General features: G+C 54.4%; 15 protein-coding genes. 9 read left to right on the top strand and 6 right to left on the bottom strand.

The window, feature by feature from the left end; all coding sequences use genetic code 11:
- Positions 1-22: 22 nt before the first annotated feature.
- On the bottom strand, positions 23-1,678 hold the full coding sequence (gene sgrR, locus ACRDD5_RS08165) for an HTH-type transcriptional regulator SgrR (protein ID WP_438676437.1): 1,656 nt from the start codon (positions 1,676-1,678) through the stop codon (positions 23-25).
- Positions 1,679-1,765: 87 nt separating this feature from the next.
- Between sgrR and sgrT the strand changes: the two genes are divergently transcribed.
- Entirely contained in the window at positions 1,766-1,918 is a 153-nt protein-coding gene (gene sgrT, locus ACRDD5_RS08160; RefSeq protein WP_271266681.1) for a glucose uptake inhibitor SgrT, read from the top strand.
- A gap of 103 nt (positions 1,919-2,021) precedes the next feature.
- The gene (locus ACRDD5_RS08155) at positions 2,022-3,200 is read left to right on the top strand and encodes a sugar efflux transporter (RefSeq protein WP_438676436.1); all 1,179 of its coding nucleotides are present in this window, start codon (positions 2,022-2,024) and stop codon (positions 3,198-3,200) included.
- Between the two features lie 50 nt (positions 3,201-3,250).
- Here the strand turns inward: ACRDD5_RS08155 and leuD are convergent, their stop codons facing one another.
- The 5 genes from leuD to leuL form a co-directional block, all read right to left on the bottom strand.
- Complete coding sequence (gene leuD / locus ACRDD5_RS08150; protein ID WP_271282463.1) at positions 3,251-3,856, bottom strand: 3-isopropylmalate dehydratase small subunit; 606 nt, start codon at positions 3,854-3,856, stop codon at positions 3,251-3,253.
- 10 nt (positions 3,857-3,866) lie between these two features.
- Positions 3,867-5,267, bottom strand: coding sequence for a 3-isopropylmalate dehydratase large subunit (leuC, locus tag ACRDD5_RS08145; protein WP_438676435.1), 1,401 nt, complete (start codon positions 5,265-5,267; stop codon positions 3,867-3,869).
- 2 nt (positions 5,268-5,269) lie between these two features.
- Positions 5,270-6,361 (bottom strand): 3-isopropylmalate dehydrogenase, encoded by a 1,092-nt coding sequence (gene leuB, locus ACRDD5_RS08140; RefSeq protein WP_271282461.1) that lies wholly within the window; start codon positions 6,359-6,361, stop codon positions 5,270-5,272.
- The gene (leuA, locus tag ACRDD5_RS08135) at positions 6,361-7,932 is read right to left on the bottom strand and encodes a 2-isopropylmalate synthase (RefSeq protein ID WP_271282460.1); all 1,572 of its coding nucleotides are present in this window, start codon (positions 7,930-7,932) and stop codon (positions 6,361-6,363) included. The genes leuB and leuA overlap by 1 nt, the downstream gene beginning before the upstream one ends.
- A gap of 93 nt (positions 7,933-8,025) precedes the next feature.
- Complete coding sequence (gene leuL, locus ACRDD5_RS08130; RefSeq protein WP_350223412.1) at positions 8,026-8,112, bottom strand: leu operon leader peptide; 87 nt, start codon at positions 8,110-8,112, stop codon at positions 8,026-8,028.
- Positions 8,113-8,746: 634 nt separating this feature from the next.
- Here leuL and leuO point away from each other — a divergent pair.
- From leuO to ftsL, 7 genes are all read left to right on the top strand, one after another.
- The gene (gene leuO / locus ACRDD5_RS08125) at positions 8,747-9,691 is read left to right on the top strand and encodes a transcriptional regulator LeuO (RefSeq protein WP_438676434.1); all 945 of its coding nucleotides are present in this window, start codon (positions 8,747-8,749) and stop codon (positions 9,689-9,691) included.
- 384 nt (positions 9,692-10,075) lie between these two features.
- Positions 10,076-11,800: an acetolactate synthase 3 large subunit gene (gene ilvI / locus ACRDD5_RS08120; RefSeq protein WP_271282458.1), complete on the top strand. Its 1,725-nt coding sequence runs from the start codon at positions 10,076-10,078 to the stop codon at positions 11,798-11,800.
- A 1-nt stretch (position 11,801) separates the two neighbouring features.
- Positions 11,802-12,293, top strand: a complete 492-nt coding sequence (ilvN, locus tag ACRDD5_RS08115; protein WP_271266689.1) for an acetolactate synthase small subunit — start codon at positions 11,802-11,804, stop codon at positions 12,291-12,293.
- 180 nt (positions 12,294-12,473) lie between these two features.
- Positions 12,474-13,478 (top strand): catabolite repressor/activator, encoded by a 1,005-nt coding sequence (cra, locus tag ACRDD5_RS08110; protein WP_271282457.1) that lies wholly within the window; start codon positions 12,474-12,476, stop codon positions 13,476-13,478.
- Between the two features lie 597 nt (positions 13,479-14,075).
- On the top strand, positions 14,076-14,534 hold the full coding sequence (mraZ, locus tag ACRDD5_RS08105) for a division/cell wall cluster transcriptional repressor MraZ (protein ID WP_271282456.1): 459 nt from the start codon (positions 14,076-14,078) through the stop codon (positions 14,532-14,534).
- Between the two features lie 2 nt (positions 14,535-14,536).
- Positions 14,537-15,478, top strand: a complete 942-nt coding sequence (gene rsmH / locus ACRDD5_RS08100) for a 16S rRNA (cytosine(1402)-N(4))-methyltransferase RsmH (protein ID WP_438676433.1) — start codon at positions 14,537-14,539, stop codon at positions 15,476-15,478.
- Positions 15,475-15,840 carry a cell division protein FtsL gene (gene ftsL, locus ACRDD5_RS08095; protein ID WP_271282454.1) on the top strand — a complete coding sequence of 122 codons (366 nt, stop codon included), beginning with the start codon at positions 15,475-15,477 and terminating at the stop codon, positions 15,838-15,840. Before rsmH ends, ftsL begins: the two co-directional genes overlap by 4 nt.
- The last annotated feature ends 14 nt before the right edge of the window (positions 15,841-15,854 follow it).

The raw sequence follows: 15,854 nt of genomic DNA, 5'->3' as shown, positions 1-15,854 counted from the left end.
TTTGGTGAATATTACGAAAGTATTATGGTTCAGGCGGCGCAAACCATGCCGACTTAAAGTCAAACCAGCCCAGCGTGTTCATGCGCAGGCCACGCATGCTGCGCTGCCCCTGGATCATCAGCCAGTGGTGGATCAGCGGGACCATCGCCTGCTGCGCCAGCAGCTGCTGGCACCAGACCGCCAGATTCATCTCGCCCGCGCGCCAGGCGGCGGCGTCCTGCTGCCAGTCGCGGGGAATACAGTGCTGCAGCAGCGGCACTTCATACAGGTGTGAGAACAGCGAAAAATCGAGCGGCAGGGTGAAGTTAACGCTGTTGAGCCAGATGTCGCTTACCACATCGCCGCGATGCCATTCGTCGTAGTTGACTTCCTGAATGTTGAGCGTCACCTGCTCGGCGGCCAGCAGTTCGCTCATCATTCTGGCGATGACCCGATGTTCGACATGCTCCCGATAGAAGGTCAGGGTAATGCTCTCCAGCCCGGCCGGTTTTTCACCGCGCCCCGGACGGGCATGGTGCCAGCGGGGAAGCAGGCCATACGCCGGGAACCAGTAGGACTGGTACAGCTCTTCGGCCTGATAGATCAGGTTCGCAGGAGAGAGGATCCGGCTTATCCACTGGCGCACGTCGGTGCTGGCACCGCGCGGGGAGCGGGCATCGAACAGCAGGTAGTAACACCCCTCCTCAAGACGGCTCTCCACCGCTTTTTCGCCCTCGGTGGGCCCCTCCAGCGTCAGACCGACGCTCAGCTCTTCGTTAATATCCGGCAAAACCCAGACGTTCACTTCGTCAATCAGCGCCCGGTAACCAAAGTAATCATCGAAGGCGCGGATCTTGAGCTGATTGTTATTGTTACGCGAGACCGCATAAGGGCCGGTGCCGATCGGCTGGCTGGCAAAGTTGTGCATCGTTTCCCATTCCTGCGGCAGGATCATCGACGGCACATACCCCAGCAGCCACGGCAGCCAGCGGTCAGGCTCCGAGAGCTGAATATCCAGCGTCCAGGCGGTGGGGGACTGGATCTGCGTAATGTGCGAATAGAGAGGCAGCTTGCGGGCGCGCTGCAGCGAGGCAATCACGTCGGCCATCTCCAGCTCGCGACCATGGTGGAAATGAATGCCGGGGCGCAGGAAAAAGCGCCAGTGCAGCGGAGAAAGTTGCTGCCAGTGATGGGCGATATCGGCTTCCAGTTCCCCATTTTCCTCATTTATGCGCGTCAGCCCGCTAAATATCTGTCGCGCCATATGGGTTTCGGAGCGGCGTAACGCGCTGCCCGGTAAAAGATTTTTCATCGGACGGTAATAGAGCACGCGCAGGATGTGCTTTCCCTGACGGAAGCTACGGCCCAGGTGCGACACCAGCATCTGGCGCACGGCGGCTTTATCCCCCACCAGCTGTACCAGCTGCTCGATGCGATCCTGCTCCAGCAGGTCTTCCGCCCGCTGCTGCTGAAGCGCCAGCCCGGTATAGAGAAAGGTCAGGCGGGATCGTTTCCCGCGTCCGGCTTCAGCTTCCCAACTCAGCCAGCCCTGCTGCTGCATAGTGTTGAGGAGGGTGCGCATATGGCGTCGCGAACAGCTGAGCAGCTCGGCGAGTTCGCTGAGCGTGGTGTCCCGGGTTTGGCCATCACAGCATTGCCACAGGCGGATGAATTGTTGTTGCAGACGACCAGACGGCATAAAAGAGGAACTCCTGACAAAAAATCAGCAATTTATTTATCCCTATATTAGGCCAATAATTCATTTCGATGAAGCGAGGAGGTGATGATGAAGAGGTCTACCGCACGTCAGTTTTACCGAAAGTACTTCTCAGCGACAAAAGGAGTGTCCTGGCTGGCCCGCCTGTGCGCAGAACAGCAGCTGAAAATACTGGACGATCTGATGCAGTGGGAGGTGACAACGTCGACCTCGGAACGCTGAATTGCTTCGATCATGTGTGACTGAGTATTGGTGCGAATCACCACGCCAGCAGGTATCATCTGCTGGCTTTTTTCGTTTTCACTTGCGCTGAAGGGAACTGATCATGCTCTGGTTAATGACGATGGGGCGCCGCCTCAACGGTGTCTACGCTGCCTTTTTAATGGTGGCATTTATGATGGGCGTGGCCGGTGCGTTGCAGGCGCCTACCTTAAGTCTATTCCTGAGCCGTGAGGTGGGGGCCCAGCCATTCTGGGGGGGGCTGTTTTATACTGTTAACGCCATCGCCGGGATCCTGGTCAGCCTGTGGCTGGCGAAGCGCTCGGACAGTCAGGGCGATCGGCGCAAACTGATCCTGTTTTGCTGCGCCATGGCCATCGGCAATGCGCTGCTGTTTGCCTTTAACCGTCATTATCTGACCTTATTAACCTGCGGCGTGTTTCTGGCGTCACTGGCCAATACCGCCATGCCGCAGCTGTTCGCCCTCGCGCGTGAATACGCCGACAGCTCCGCACGTGAAGTGGTGATGTTCAGCTCGGTGATGCGTGCCCAGCTCTCCCTGGCGTGGGTAATCGGCCCGCCGCTGGCCTTTATGCTGGCGCTCAACTATGGCTTTACCGTCATGTTCTCCATCGCGGCAGGGATTTTTGCCATCAGCCTGGGATTGATCGCCTTTGCGCTTCCGACCGTCTCCCGGGTGGAATCAGCGACCGCGACGCCTTTAACCCAGGTCAGCGGCTGGCAGAACAAAAACGTACGGATGCTGTTTATCGCCTCCACGCTGATGTGGACCTGCAACACCATGTATATCATCGACATGCCGCTGTGGATCAGCAGCGATCTGGGTCTGCCGGATAAGCTGGCTGGGATCTTAATGGGAACGGCGGCTGGGCTGGAAATTCCGGCGATGATCCTCGCGGGTTACTACGTGAAGCACTTTGGTAAACGGCGGATGATGCTGATCGCGGTGGCGGCGGGCGTGCTGTTTTACGTGGGGCTCATTCTTTTTCACAGCCACGAAGCGCTGCTCGCCCTGCAGCTGTTTAACGCCATTTTTATAGGGATTGTCGCCGGCATCGGCATGCTCTGGTTCCAGGATCTGATGCCGGGTCGAGCCGGTTCGGCCACCACGCTGTTTACTAATAGCATTTCAACCGGGGTGATTCTGGCAGGGATGATTCAGGGCGCGCTGGCACAAAGCTACGGCCACTCTGCGGTCTACTGGGCGATCGCAGCCATTTCAGTGGTGACACTGGCGCTGACTTTCCGCATCAAGGATGTGTGATTTTCTGAACGATGGCTTTTTTAGAATGGCCCGCGGCGCGGGCCATTTCATTACGCCATAAAGGCTGGCTGTTTATTCTCGTAGGCGGCAATTGCCTCTTCATGCTGCAGGGTCAGGCCGATGCTGTCGAGGCCGTTGATCATGCAGTGGCGGCGGAAGGCATCGAGGCTAAAGCCATAGGTTTTATCCCCGGCTTTCACTTCCTGCGCTTCCAGATCCACTTCAAATTTAATCCCTGGGCTGCTTTGCACCAGCGCAAACAGCTCGTCGACCTGTTCGTCGCTTAACGTCACCGGCAGCAGCTGGTTGTTGAAGCTATTACCGTAAAAGATATCGGCGAAGCTCGGTGCAATCACCACTTTGAAGCCGTAATCGGTCAGCGCCCAGGGCGCATGCTCGCGTGATGAACCGCAGCCGAAGTTTTCCCTGGCCAGCAGGATCGACGCGCCTTTGAACTCCGGGAAGTTCAGCACGAACTCCGGGTTCGGCACCTCGCCTTTCTCATCCAGAAAACGCCAGTCGTTAAACAGGTGCGCACCAAAACCGGTGCGGGTCACTTTCTGCAAAAACTGCTTCGGGATAATGGCGTCGGTATCGACGTTGGCCGCGTCCAGGGGGACAACCAGGCCAGTATGCTGGATAAATTTCTCTGCCATGATGGTCTCCTTATTTCAGGTTGCGAATATCGGCGAAATGCCCGGTCACTGCTGCTGCCGCGGCCATTGCCGGGCTGACCAGATGCGTGCGTCCGCCGCGCCCCTGACGACCTTCAAAGTTACGGTTGCTGGTGGATGCGCAGCGCTCGCCCGGATTCAGGCGATCGTTGTTCATCGCCAGACACATGGAGCAGCCTGGCAGACGCCATTCAAAGCCCGCTTCGATGAAAATCTTATCCAGACCTTCCTCTTCTGCCTGGGCTTTCACCGGACCGGAGCCGGGAACGACCAGCGCCTGCACGCCTGGTGCGACTTTACGGCCTTTCGCGACCTCAGCCGCCGCGCGCAAATCTTCGATCCGCGAGTTGGTACAGGAGCCGATAAAGACTTTATCAATCGCCACCTCGGTCAACGGCACGCCCGGTTTCAGCCCCATATAGGCCAACGCTTTTTCGGCACTGGCGCGCTCAACCGGATCGGCAAACGACGCTGGATCGGGGATTGCGTCGGTGACCGAAATCACCTGGCCTGGGTTAGTACCCCAGGTCACCTGCGGCGCAATGGTTTCGGCCTGCAGGGTCACAACGGTGTCGAATTGCGCGCCGTCGTCGGTTTTGAGGGTTGACCAGTACGCGACGGCGTCGTCATAATGCTGGTCTTTCGGCGCGTGCAGACGGCCTTTGACATACTCGAAGGTGATTTCATCCGGAGCAACCAGACCGGCTTTCGCACCCATCTCAATGGCCATGTTGCACAGGGTCATGCGGCCTTCCATGCTCAATGCCTGAATAGCGCTGCCACAGAATTCCACCACGTGCCCGGTACCGCCTGCGCTACCCGTTTTCCCAATGATTGCCAGCACAATGTCTTTGGCGGTGATGCCCGGCGCAGCCTGGCCGGTGACTTCAATCTTCATGGTTCTGGCGCGGCCCTGCTTCAGGGTCTGGGTCGCCAGCACGTGTTCTACTTCGGAGGTGCCGATACCGAACGCCAGCGCGCCAAACGCGCCGTGGGTGGCGGTATGGGAGTCGCCGCAGACGATGGTCATCCCCGGCAGGGTGATACCCTGTTCCGGCCCCATCACGTGGACAATGCCCTGGTATGGGTGGTTCAGGTCATACAGCTCAACGCCAAACTCGTTGCAGTTCTTAATCAGCTCCTGCATCTGGATGCGGGCCATCTCACCGGAGGCATTGATGTCTTTGGTCTGCGTCGAGACGTTATGGTCCATCGTCGCAAAGGTTTTACCCGGCTGACGCACCGGACGATGATGCGCGCGCAGGCCATCAAATGCCTGCGGCGAGGTGACTTCGTGCACCAGATGGCGGTCTATATAGAGCAGTGGGGTTTCGTTTTGCGCTTCATAAACCACGTGAGCGTCAAACAACTTTTCGTACAACGTCTTCGCCATGATTACACCCCTTCAGCGACATAGCGGGCAATGATATCGCCCATTTCATCGGTACTGACTGCAGACGCACCACGGGCTAAATCGCCGGTGCGGATGCCTTCTTCCAGTGCACGGTTGATGGCGTTTTCAATCGCCGTCGCCGCCTCGTTGGCATCCAGGCTGTAGCGCAGCAGCAGCGCCAGAGAGAGGATCTGCGCAATCGGGTTGGCAATGTTCTTGCCCGCGATATCCGGTGCCGAGCCGCCTGCTGGTTCGTACAGGCCAAAACCTTCTTCGTTCAGGCTGGCGGAAGGCAGCATCCCCATTGAGCCGGTGATCATTGCGCACTCGTCAGACAGAATGTCGCCAAACAGGTTGGAGCACAGCAGCACGTCGAACTGGGACGGATCTTTGATCAGCTGCATGGTGGCGTTATCGATATACATATGCGCCAGCTGCACGTCCGGGTATTCCCGGGCGATTTCGTTAACGATTTCTCGCCACAGGATCGAGGATTGCAGCACGTTGGCTTTATCAATCGACGTCACTTTATGACCGCGCTTACGGGCCGACTCGAAGGCGATACGGGCGATGCGTTCGATCTCAAAGCGGTGATAAACCTCAGTATCAAAGGCTTTTTCATGCTGACCGCTGCCTTCGCGGCCTTTTGGCTGGCCAAAGTAGATGCCGCCGGTTAACTCACGCACGCACAGAATATCGAAACCGTTAGCTGCAATATCAGCACGCAGCGGGCAAAACTCTTCCAGACCCGGGTACAGTTTGGCCGGGCGCAGGTTGCTGAACAGCTTGAAATGTTTACGCAGTGGCAGCAGCGCCCCGCGCTCTGGTTGCTCTGCTGGCGGCAGGTGTTCCCATTTCGGGCCACCGACGGAACCAAACAGCACCGCATCCGCATTCTCACAGCCGGTCACCGTTGCCTGCGGCAGCGGCGTGCCGTGGTTATCGATCGCGACACCGCCCACATCGTAGTGGCTGGTGGTAATTTTCATCGCAAAACGGGTGCGGATAGCTTCCAGAACCTTCAGCGCCTGTGCCATAACTTCGGGACCAATTCCGTCGCCCGGTAACACAGCAATATGGTAATTCTTCGACATTACACGGTTTCCTTATTGTTCTCTTTATTCTGAGCTTTGCGTTGCAACTCTTTTTCAACTTCTGCGGCGCGCCAGATGTTATTCAGGACGTGAACCATCGCTTTTGCGGAGGACTCGACGATATCGGTCGCCAGACCCACGCCGTGGAAGCGACGGCCGTTATAGTTCACCACGATGTCAACCTGGCCCAGCGCATCCTTACCCTGGCCTTTCGCCGTCAGGTCATATTTGACCAGCTCAACGTCGTAGTCGGTGATACGGTTGATGGCCTGGTAAATCGCATCGACCGGACCGTTGCCGTTCGCTGCTTCTGCTTTCGTTTCGTCACCACAGGCCAGCTTCACCGAGGCAGTGGCGATATCGCTGGAACCGGACTGCACGCTGAAGTAGTCCAGACGAAAATGCTCTGGCTCTTCCTGCTGCTTGTTGATGAACGCCAGCGCTTCCAGGTCGTAATCGAAGACCTGACCTTTCTTATCGGCCAGCTTCAGGAAAGCGTCATACAGGTGATCCATGTTGTAGTCGGACTCTTTATAACCCATCTCTTCCATGCGGTGTTTCACCGCTGCGCGGCCAGAGCGGGAGGTCAGGTTCAACTGTACCTGGTTCAGACCGATAGATTCCGGGGTCATGATTTCGTAGTTTTCACGGTTCTTCAGCACGCCATCCTGGTGGATACCGGAGGAGTGGGCAAAGGCACCGGTGCCAACAATCGCTTTGTTTGCCGGGACGGGCATGTTGCAAATCTGGCTGACGGTCTGGCTGGTGCGCCAGATTTCATGGTGATTGATGCGGGTTTGCACATTCATAATGTCTTTGCGCACCTTGATCGCCATGATCACTTCTTCCAGCGAACAGTTGCCTGCGCGCTCACCGATCCCGTTCATTGCCCCTTCAACCTGACGTGCTCCGGCGTGGACGGCGGCAATGGCGTTACCGACCGCCAGGCCCAAATCGTCATGGGTATGCACGGAGATAATCGCTTTATCGATATTCGGGACGCGCTCATACAGCCCGGTAATGATGTTGGAGAATTCGAACGGCATGGTATAGCCGACGGTATCCGGGATGTTGATGGTGGTGGCACCGGCGCGGATCGCAGCTTCAACCACGCGAGCCAGATCCTCGATCGGCGTGCGGCCTGCATCTTCACAGGAGAACTCCACGTCGTCGGTATAGTTGCGTGCGTGTTTCACCATATGAATTGAGCGCGCAATAACCTCATCCAGCGTGCTGCGCAACTTGGTGGCGATATGCATCGGAGAGGTCGCAATAAAGGTATGGATTCGGAAGGCTTCGGCCACTTTTAACGACTCGGCCGCGACATCGATATCGTGCTCGACGCAGCGTGCCAGCGCGCACACCCGGCTGTTTTTGATGGTGCGGGCAATCGTCTGAACCGACTCAAAATCACCCGGAGATGAGACAGGGAAGCCCACTTCCATTACGTCTACACCCATACGTTCGAGGGCCAGCGCAATCTGCAATTTTTCTTTAACGCTCAGGCTTGCCTGTAATGCCTGTTCGCCGTCACGTAAGGTGGTATCGAAGATAATGACTTGCTGGCTCATGGGTTAGGTCCTTGTCTGTATTTGGGCGCCTTGCTACGAGCATAAAAAAACCCGCGCAGTGGCGCGGGTTTTTTGTGTTAACCAGAGGACAATTCAACGCTGAATTTCGCCCGCCAGTCTACCGCGCACAGTGGATGCGTTTAGTAGTAGTAGACCGGTGAAACGAATGCTGTGAATCATGAATCATGCCCCAGATAAATACGATATGCCTTTAGTGGTACTGGATACGCGGATTGATGTCAACCCCTCGCCCGAGAAAACGGCTGTTACGCGTCATTTCCCGCACCACTGAAATTAGCTTATTGTGCTGGTTTTTCAATTGCTGACGATTTTATTTGTCTGAATTTGCACTGGCGATTAATCCCAGGAATCATTTAAATATATTTGATTGCAATTAAATAAACTTTTGAAATATCCGCTGTTTCATTTGAATGCGTTTACTATCATCAGGTTAGTTTGCCTTCGGCTGCAAAATGCATTGGGAGGTAAGCTTAGTGATAATGAGATGTTAAGCATTTCAGGTAAAAAATGATTAATGTTTAATTGGAGCTTAAATCATCCTTAACTGAGTGCTGTATTGTTTATTTGTGGGATCTATGATTTCATTTAATATATAAACTATTTGATATGTTATTGCTCTCCCTGAACATATTTCTCGTCTCATAGTGTATCCCTGTCAACGTTGGCAGGTATTAATATATTCCTAAATTGTAACATTTCTCTTTTGCTGAATTTATATGCGTGATAAATCATATTTTTTAAGGTTATCGTTACACACGAGAACAGGGAGTTTAGCGTAACAATGGAGCAGGGTATGTTTGAAGAAAAAATGGATACACCGCAAGTGCCTGACGGGACAAAACCACAGCTTCGTACCGTGGATCTCAATCTTTTAACCGTATTCGATGCCGTAATGCAGGAACAAAATATCACTCGAGCTGCTCACTCACTGGGGATGTCGCAGCCCGCCGTCAGTAACGCCGTCGCCAGGCTTAAGCTGATGTTTAATGACGAATTATTTGTCCGGTATGGCCGTGGTATTCAGCCTACAGCACGGGCGTTCCAGCTATTCGCATCGGTACGGCAGGCACTGCAGTTGGTACAGAATGAATTACCGGGATCGGGTTTTGACCCTTCAGTCAGCGAGCGTATTTATCATTTGTGTGTTTGCAGCCCGCTTGATAACTATCTGACCTCGCTTATCTATAATAAAGTCGAGCAGATTGCGCCAAATATTCATCTGGTCTTCAAATCATCGCTCAATCAAAATACTGAACACCAGCTGCGATATCAGGAAACAGAATTTGTGATCGGCTATGAGGAATTTCGCCGTCCTGAGTTTTCCTGTGTGCCATTATTCAACGATGAAATGGTTCTGGTGACCAGCAAAACGCATCCGCGTCTGAATGAAACATTGCAGGAAAGCGATATTTACCGCGAACAGCATGCGGTTGTCGCGCTTGACCGCTACGCTTCCTTTAGCCAGCCGTGGTACGACACGCCCGATAAGCAGGCCTGCGTTGCCTATCAGGGAATGGCGATGACCAGTGTTTTAAATATTGTCTCGCAAACTCAGCTGGTTGCCATCGCCCCACGCTGGCTGGCAGAAGAATTTGCTGAGGCGCTGAATTTGCGCATCCGGGTACTGCCTCTGAATCTAAACTCGCGGACCTGTTACCTTTCCTGGCATGAAGCGGCCGGGCGCGATAAAGGGCACCAGTGGATGGAAGAGCTGTTAGTCAGCGTCTGCCATCGCTAAACGCCCTCAGGATAAATAATGCTATTCCTGTTATTTATCCTGATTTTTACTTAATGTCTGAAGTTTTATTCTGTCGTGATTTTTTTTGGCGCGTTTCCCTGCAGTAAAAATGCATGAATTACTAAACCTCCTCCTTTTTAAATGATCAATGGTCAGTCTGCCTCGTTATCGTAGTGGATTTATCCATAACTATTTTTAATACCCTCTGTTTCTGCTTTTTTCTTTATACGTCAACTCAGGTTTGCTAATTGCCTGCCTTTCGGCGAGCGGTTATGGTAACTGTCACTCTGCACAATAAAAAACGTCAGAGCGTCACTCTGACAAAAAAGACAAAACAGGGCCGTTACGCCTGTTTGTCTGAAACGATAAGCCTGGAGGCTAATCATGGAGATGTTGTCTGGCGCCGAAATGGTCGTCCGATCGTTAATTGATCAAGGCGTGAAGCAAGTGTTCGGTTACCCTGGGGGCGCGGTCCTGGATATTTACGATGCCCTGCATACCGTCGGTGGGATCGATCACGTCCTGGTGCGCCATGAGCAGGCCGCGGTACATATGGCTGACGGACTGGCACGCGCAACGGGTGAAGTCGGCGTGGTGCTGGTGACCTCAGGTCCAGGGGCGACAAACGCCATAACGGGTATTGCGACAGCCTATATGGATTCAATTCCGATGGTGGTGCTCTCCGGTCAGGTTGCCACCTCGCTGATTGGCTACGATGCCTTTCAGGAGTGCGACATGGTCGGCATTTCTCGCCCGGTGGTGAAACACAGCTTCCTCGTCAAGCAGACGGAAGATATTCCGGGTGTGCTGAAAAAAGCGTTCTGGCTGGCGGCGAGCGGGCGTCCTGGCCCGGTGGTGGTCGATCTCCCGAAAGACATTCTCAATCCGGCGAACAAAATGCCTTACGTCTGGCCGGATTCGGTTAGCATGCGTTCCTATAACCCAACGACCCAGGGGCATAAAGGCCAGATTAAACGCGCGTTGCAAACCCTGGTAGCGGCTAAAAAACCGGTAGTGTACGTCGGCGGCGGAGCGGTGAACTCACAGTGCGGACCGCAACTGCGTGAGCTTATCGAAAAGCTGAACCTTCCGGTGGCATCGTCGTTAATGGGGCTCGGGGCATTCCCGGCCACCCACCGTCAGGCACTCGGTATGCTCGGCATGCACGGCACCTACGAAGCCAATATGACGATGCATCATTCCGACGTCATTTTTGCCGTCGGGGTACGCTTTGACGATCGCACCACCAATAACCTGGCAAAATACTGCCCGAACGCCACTGTGCTGCACATCGATATCGATCCGACCTCTATTTCCAAAACCGTTCCGGCGGATGTGCCGATTGTTGGCGATGCGCGTCAGGTGCTGGAGCAGATGCTGGAGCTGCTGGCTCAGGAAAGCTCGGTTCAGCCGTTGGATGATAATCGCGACTGGTGGCTGCAGATTGAGCAGTGGCGCGCGCGTCAGTGCCTGAAGTATGACACGCAAAGTGCGAGCATTAAGCCGCAGGCGGTCATTGAAACTATCTGGCGTCTGACCAAAGGCGAGGCCTATGTGACCTCTGATGTGGGCCAGCACCAGATGTTTGCCGCGCTCTATTACCCATTCGATAAACCGCGCCGGTGGATCAATTCCGGCGGTCTGGGCACCATGGGGTTCGGTCTGCCTGCCGCGCTGGGCGTCAAGCTGGCACTGCCGGATGAAACGGTGATCTGCGTGACCGGCGATGGCAGTATTCAGATGAACATTCAGGAGTTGTCGACTGCGCTGCAGTATGACCTGCCCGTGCTGGTGCTGAATCTCAACAACGGCTACCTCGGGATGGTGAAGCAGTGGCAGGACATGATCTATTCCGGACGTCATTCGCAATCCTATATGAAATCGCTGCCTGACTTTGTTCGTCTGGCGGAAGCTTACGGCCACGTGGGGATTCGCATCAGCGACCCGACGGAACTGGAAGCGAAGCTCAATGAAGCCCTGGAGCACGTCAGGAATAACCGCCTGGTGTTCGTTGATGTTGTTGTCGATGGCACCGAGCATGTGTATCCGATGCACATTCGCGGGGGTGGTATGGATGAAATGTGGTTAAGCAAAACGGAGAGGACCTGATATGCGCCGGATACTGTCTGTATTACTGGAAAACGAGTCCGGTGCGCTGTCGCGCGTGATTGGGCTTTTTGCACAGCGCGGCTACAACATCGAAAGTCTGACGGTTGCGCCGACCGACGATCCGACCCTCTCCCGCATGACCATTCAGACGGTGGGTGATGCCAAAGTGCTGGAGCAGATTGAAAAGCAGCTGCACAAGCTGGTGGATGTTCTGCGCGTTAGCGAGCTGGGCCAGGGAGCATACGTTGAACGTGAAGTGATGCTGGTGAAAATTCAGGCGACCGGTTACGGGCGTGAAGAGGTGAAACGCAACGCGGATATTTTCCGCGGGCAGATCATCGACGTGACCCCCTCTATCTATACCGTCCAGCTCGCCGGGACCAGCGATAAACTGGATGCTTTTCTCGCCTCGGTGAGAGATGTCGCAAAAATTGTTGAAGTGGCGCGCTCCGGCGTCGTGGGGCTTTCCCGCGGTGATAAAGTGATGCGTTAAAGCCAAAAAAGTTCGCCTCAATCTTGCCCGGTGACTATTGCCGGGCTTTTTTTTGTGTACAGGTGCATCAGTGCTGACAAAAGCGGTTGCCGGAAGGCCTATTCTGCGCTTAGATGTTACAAGATTTAGCCATAACCCTGGCAAGGTCATGGACTCTTTTATTTCTTTTAAGGGGCAATTGTGAAACTGGATGAAATCGCCAGACTCGCTGGCGTGTCGCGAACCACAGCAAGCTATGTGATTAACGGTAAAGCGAAGCAGTATCGTGTCAGCGATAAGACCGTAGAGAAAGTCATGGCCGTGGTGCGTGAACATAACTACCATCCGAATGCCGTGGCGGCAGGTTTACGCGCCGGGCGCACCCGATCGATCGGCCTGGTGATCCCGGATCTGGAAAACACCAGCTATACCCGGATTGCTAACTATCTTGAGCGTCAGGCACGCCAGCGCGGCTATCAACTGCTGATTGCCTGTTCAGAAGATCAGCCCGACAATGAAATGCGCTGTATTGAGCACCTGTTACAGCGCCAGGTGGATGCGATTATCGTTTCCACGGCGCTCCCTCCTGAGCATCCGTTTTACCAACGCTGGGCGAATGATTCGTTTCCGATCGTCGCACTCGACCGTGCGTTAGATCGTGAGCATTTCACCAGCGTTGTCGGTGCCGATCAGGACGATGCCGAGATGCTGGCAGCCGAACTGCGGACGTTCCCTGCGGAAAACATACTGTACCTCGGCGCGCTGCCTGAGCTCTCGGTGAGCTTCTTACGCGAGCAAGGGTTCCGCACGGCCTGGAAAGACGATCCGCGCACAGTGGATTTCCTGTATGCCAACAGCTACGAGCGCGAAGCCGCGGCGCAGCTCTTCGAGAAATGGCTGGAAACCCATCCGATGCCGCAGGCGCTGTTCACGACCTCATTTGCGCTGCTGCAGGGGGTGATGGACGTGACCTTACGCCGTGACGGCAAACTGCCGTCAGACCTGGCGATTGCCACCTTTGGTGATAATGAGCTGCTCGATTTCCTGCAATGCCCGGTGCTGGCGGTGGCGCAGCGTCATCGCGATGTGGCTGAACGCGTGCTGGAAATTGTGCTGGCCAGCCTGGATGAGCCACGTAAGCCGAAACCTGGGCTGACACGTATCCGTCGTAATCTCTATCGTCGCGGTGTGTTAAGTCGTACTTAAACGCAGCAGGGCAGTGGAAACTGCCCTAAATTTCCCTGACGTGTCCGCGTAATAATTCCCTTATTATTTTTAAGATAATTCCTTAAAAATCATTGCCTGCTTATCATTTTAATTCCGTTCGTAATTTAAATGTCCCTTTCAGACTTATTAATTGTCATTAAGCGTCTATTTTGTATTATTTTGTTACATCCGCTGCTGCCGCTGCTGAATTATCAGCCATTTTTACCTCGCCAACACTTCAACCGGCACCACCCCGACCTGCGCTTCGCGCCAGCAGTGAATCTGAGGCTGTTATCCCCCGGCAATATGGCTTAAAATGCCGCCCGCGTCGCAAACTGACACTTTATATTTCCTTGCGATGATATGAGTTGTGTTTTAACGCTGTTATGTATATTCGCATTTTTTCTTACAAATATTCATCACGTTAATTTGCCTCGCCGGTTGTGCAGTAATTAGCCATGTCAGGATCGGTCCGTAAATCAGATGCATTTAGACTGATGTCGCGGAAGTCCTGGCTTGACAAGCTTTTCCATCGCTCCGTAAACTCCTTCAAGTGGGAATTTGTGGGTTAAAGTGGCGAGGAGGGGTAAGACTGGCATGTTCCGTGGCGCTACGTTAGTCAATCTCGACAGCAAAGGACGTTTATCGGTACCAACCCGATATCGCGATCGGCTGAACGAGAGCGCTTCAGGTCAAATGGTTTGCACCATTGACATCAACCACGCCTGCCTGCTGCTTTACCCCTTGCCTGAATGGGAAATCATTGAGCAAAAGCTGTCTCGACTGTCGAGCATGAACCCGCAGGAACGCCGCGTACAGCGGCTGTTATTGGGACATGCCAGTGAATGTCAGATGGACAGCGCGGGGCGTTTACTGATTGCGCCCGTGCTGCGACAGCATGCCGGTCTGACGAAAGAAGTGATGCTGGTCGGACAGTTCAATAAGTTTGAACTGTGGGATGAAACGGCCTGGTATCAACGGGTCAAGGAAGATATCGACGCTGAGCACTCTGATTCCGCGACAATGTCGGAACGATTGCAGGATTTGTCTCTATAAAAATGATGGAAAATTATAAACATACGACGGTACTGCTGGATGAAGCCGTTAACGGACTGAATATTCGTCCTGATGGAATCTATATTGACGGCACGTTTGGCCGTGGCGGCCACTCGCGCTTGATCCTGTCTCAGCTGGGAGCGGAAGGTCGCTTGCTGGCTATCGATCGCGATCCGCAGGCGATCGAGGTCGCGAAAACCATTGACGATCCGCGCTTTTCCATTGTGCATGGTCCTTTTTCTGCCCTGGCGGACTATGTCGAGGAACGCGGGTTAACCGGCAAGATCGACGGGATTCTGCTCGATCTTGGTGTCTCTTCCCCGCAGCTTGACGATGCTGAACGCGGTTTCTCTTTTATGCGTGATGGTCCGCTGGACATGCGTATGGATCCCACTCGCGGCCAGTCTGCGGCTGAGTGGCTGCAAACGGCAGATGAAGCGGATATTGCCTGGGTGATCAAGACCTTTGGCGAAGAGCGTTTTGGCAAACGGATCGCGCGCGCCATCGTTGATCGCAACAGCATCGAACCGATGACCCGAACCAAAGAGCTGGCAACCGTTATTGCGGCGGCTATGCCGGTGAAAGACAAATTTAAACATCCGGCGACCCGAACTTTCCAGGCGGTGCGTATCTGGGTGAACAGCGAACTGGAAGAGATAGAACAGGCGTTAAAAAACTCGCTGGGCGTGCTGGCGCCAGGTGGGCGTTTATCCATTATCAGTTTCCACTCGCTGGAAGACAGAATTGTGAAGCGCTTTATGCGCGAACATACCCGTGGGCCACAAGTCCCGGCGGGTCTTCCGATGACGGAAGAGCAGCTCAGGAAACTGGGTGGCCGTCAGCTGAAAGCGTTGGGGAAATTAATGCCGGGTGAGGAAGAGGTGGCAGAGAACCCACGCGCCCGAAGCTCAGTGTTGCGCATTGCAGAAAGGACCAACGCATGATCGGCATCGTGGCAGACACCCTCAGCAAAGTGAAAGGAACCCTGGCGAGCAACGAGCGCCATGCCTTGCCCGGCGTTATCTGGGAAGATCTTTTGCGTTTCGGGAAACTGCCACTGTGTCTGTTTATTTGCATCATCGTGTCGGCGGTGACGGTTGTCACCACCGCGCACCATACCCGTTTGTTAACGGCGCAGCGCGAACAGCTGGTGCTGGAGCGTGATGCGCTGGATATCGAGTGGCGAAATCTGATTCTTGAAGAAAATGCGCTCGGCGATCATAGCCGGGTAGAACGGATCGCAACGGAAAAGCTGCAGATGCAGCATGTTGATCCTTCTCAGGAAAATATCGTAGTACAAAAATAAGGGAAAACGCGACG

Source organism: Silvania sp. (genome assembly GCF_051656365.1).
Lineage (GTDB): Bacteria > Pseudomonadota > Gammaproteobacteria > Enterobacterales > Enterobacteriaceae > Enterobacter > Enterobacter hatchlandensis.
Note: the sequence above shows the minus strand (reverse complement) of the source record. Positions and strands in the feature narration are given on the sequence as shown.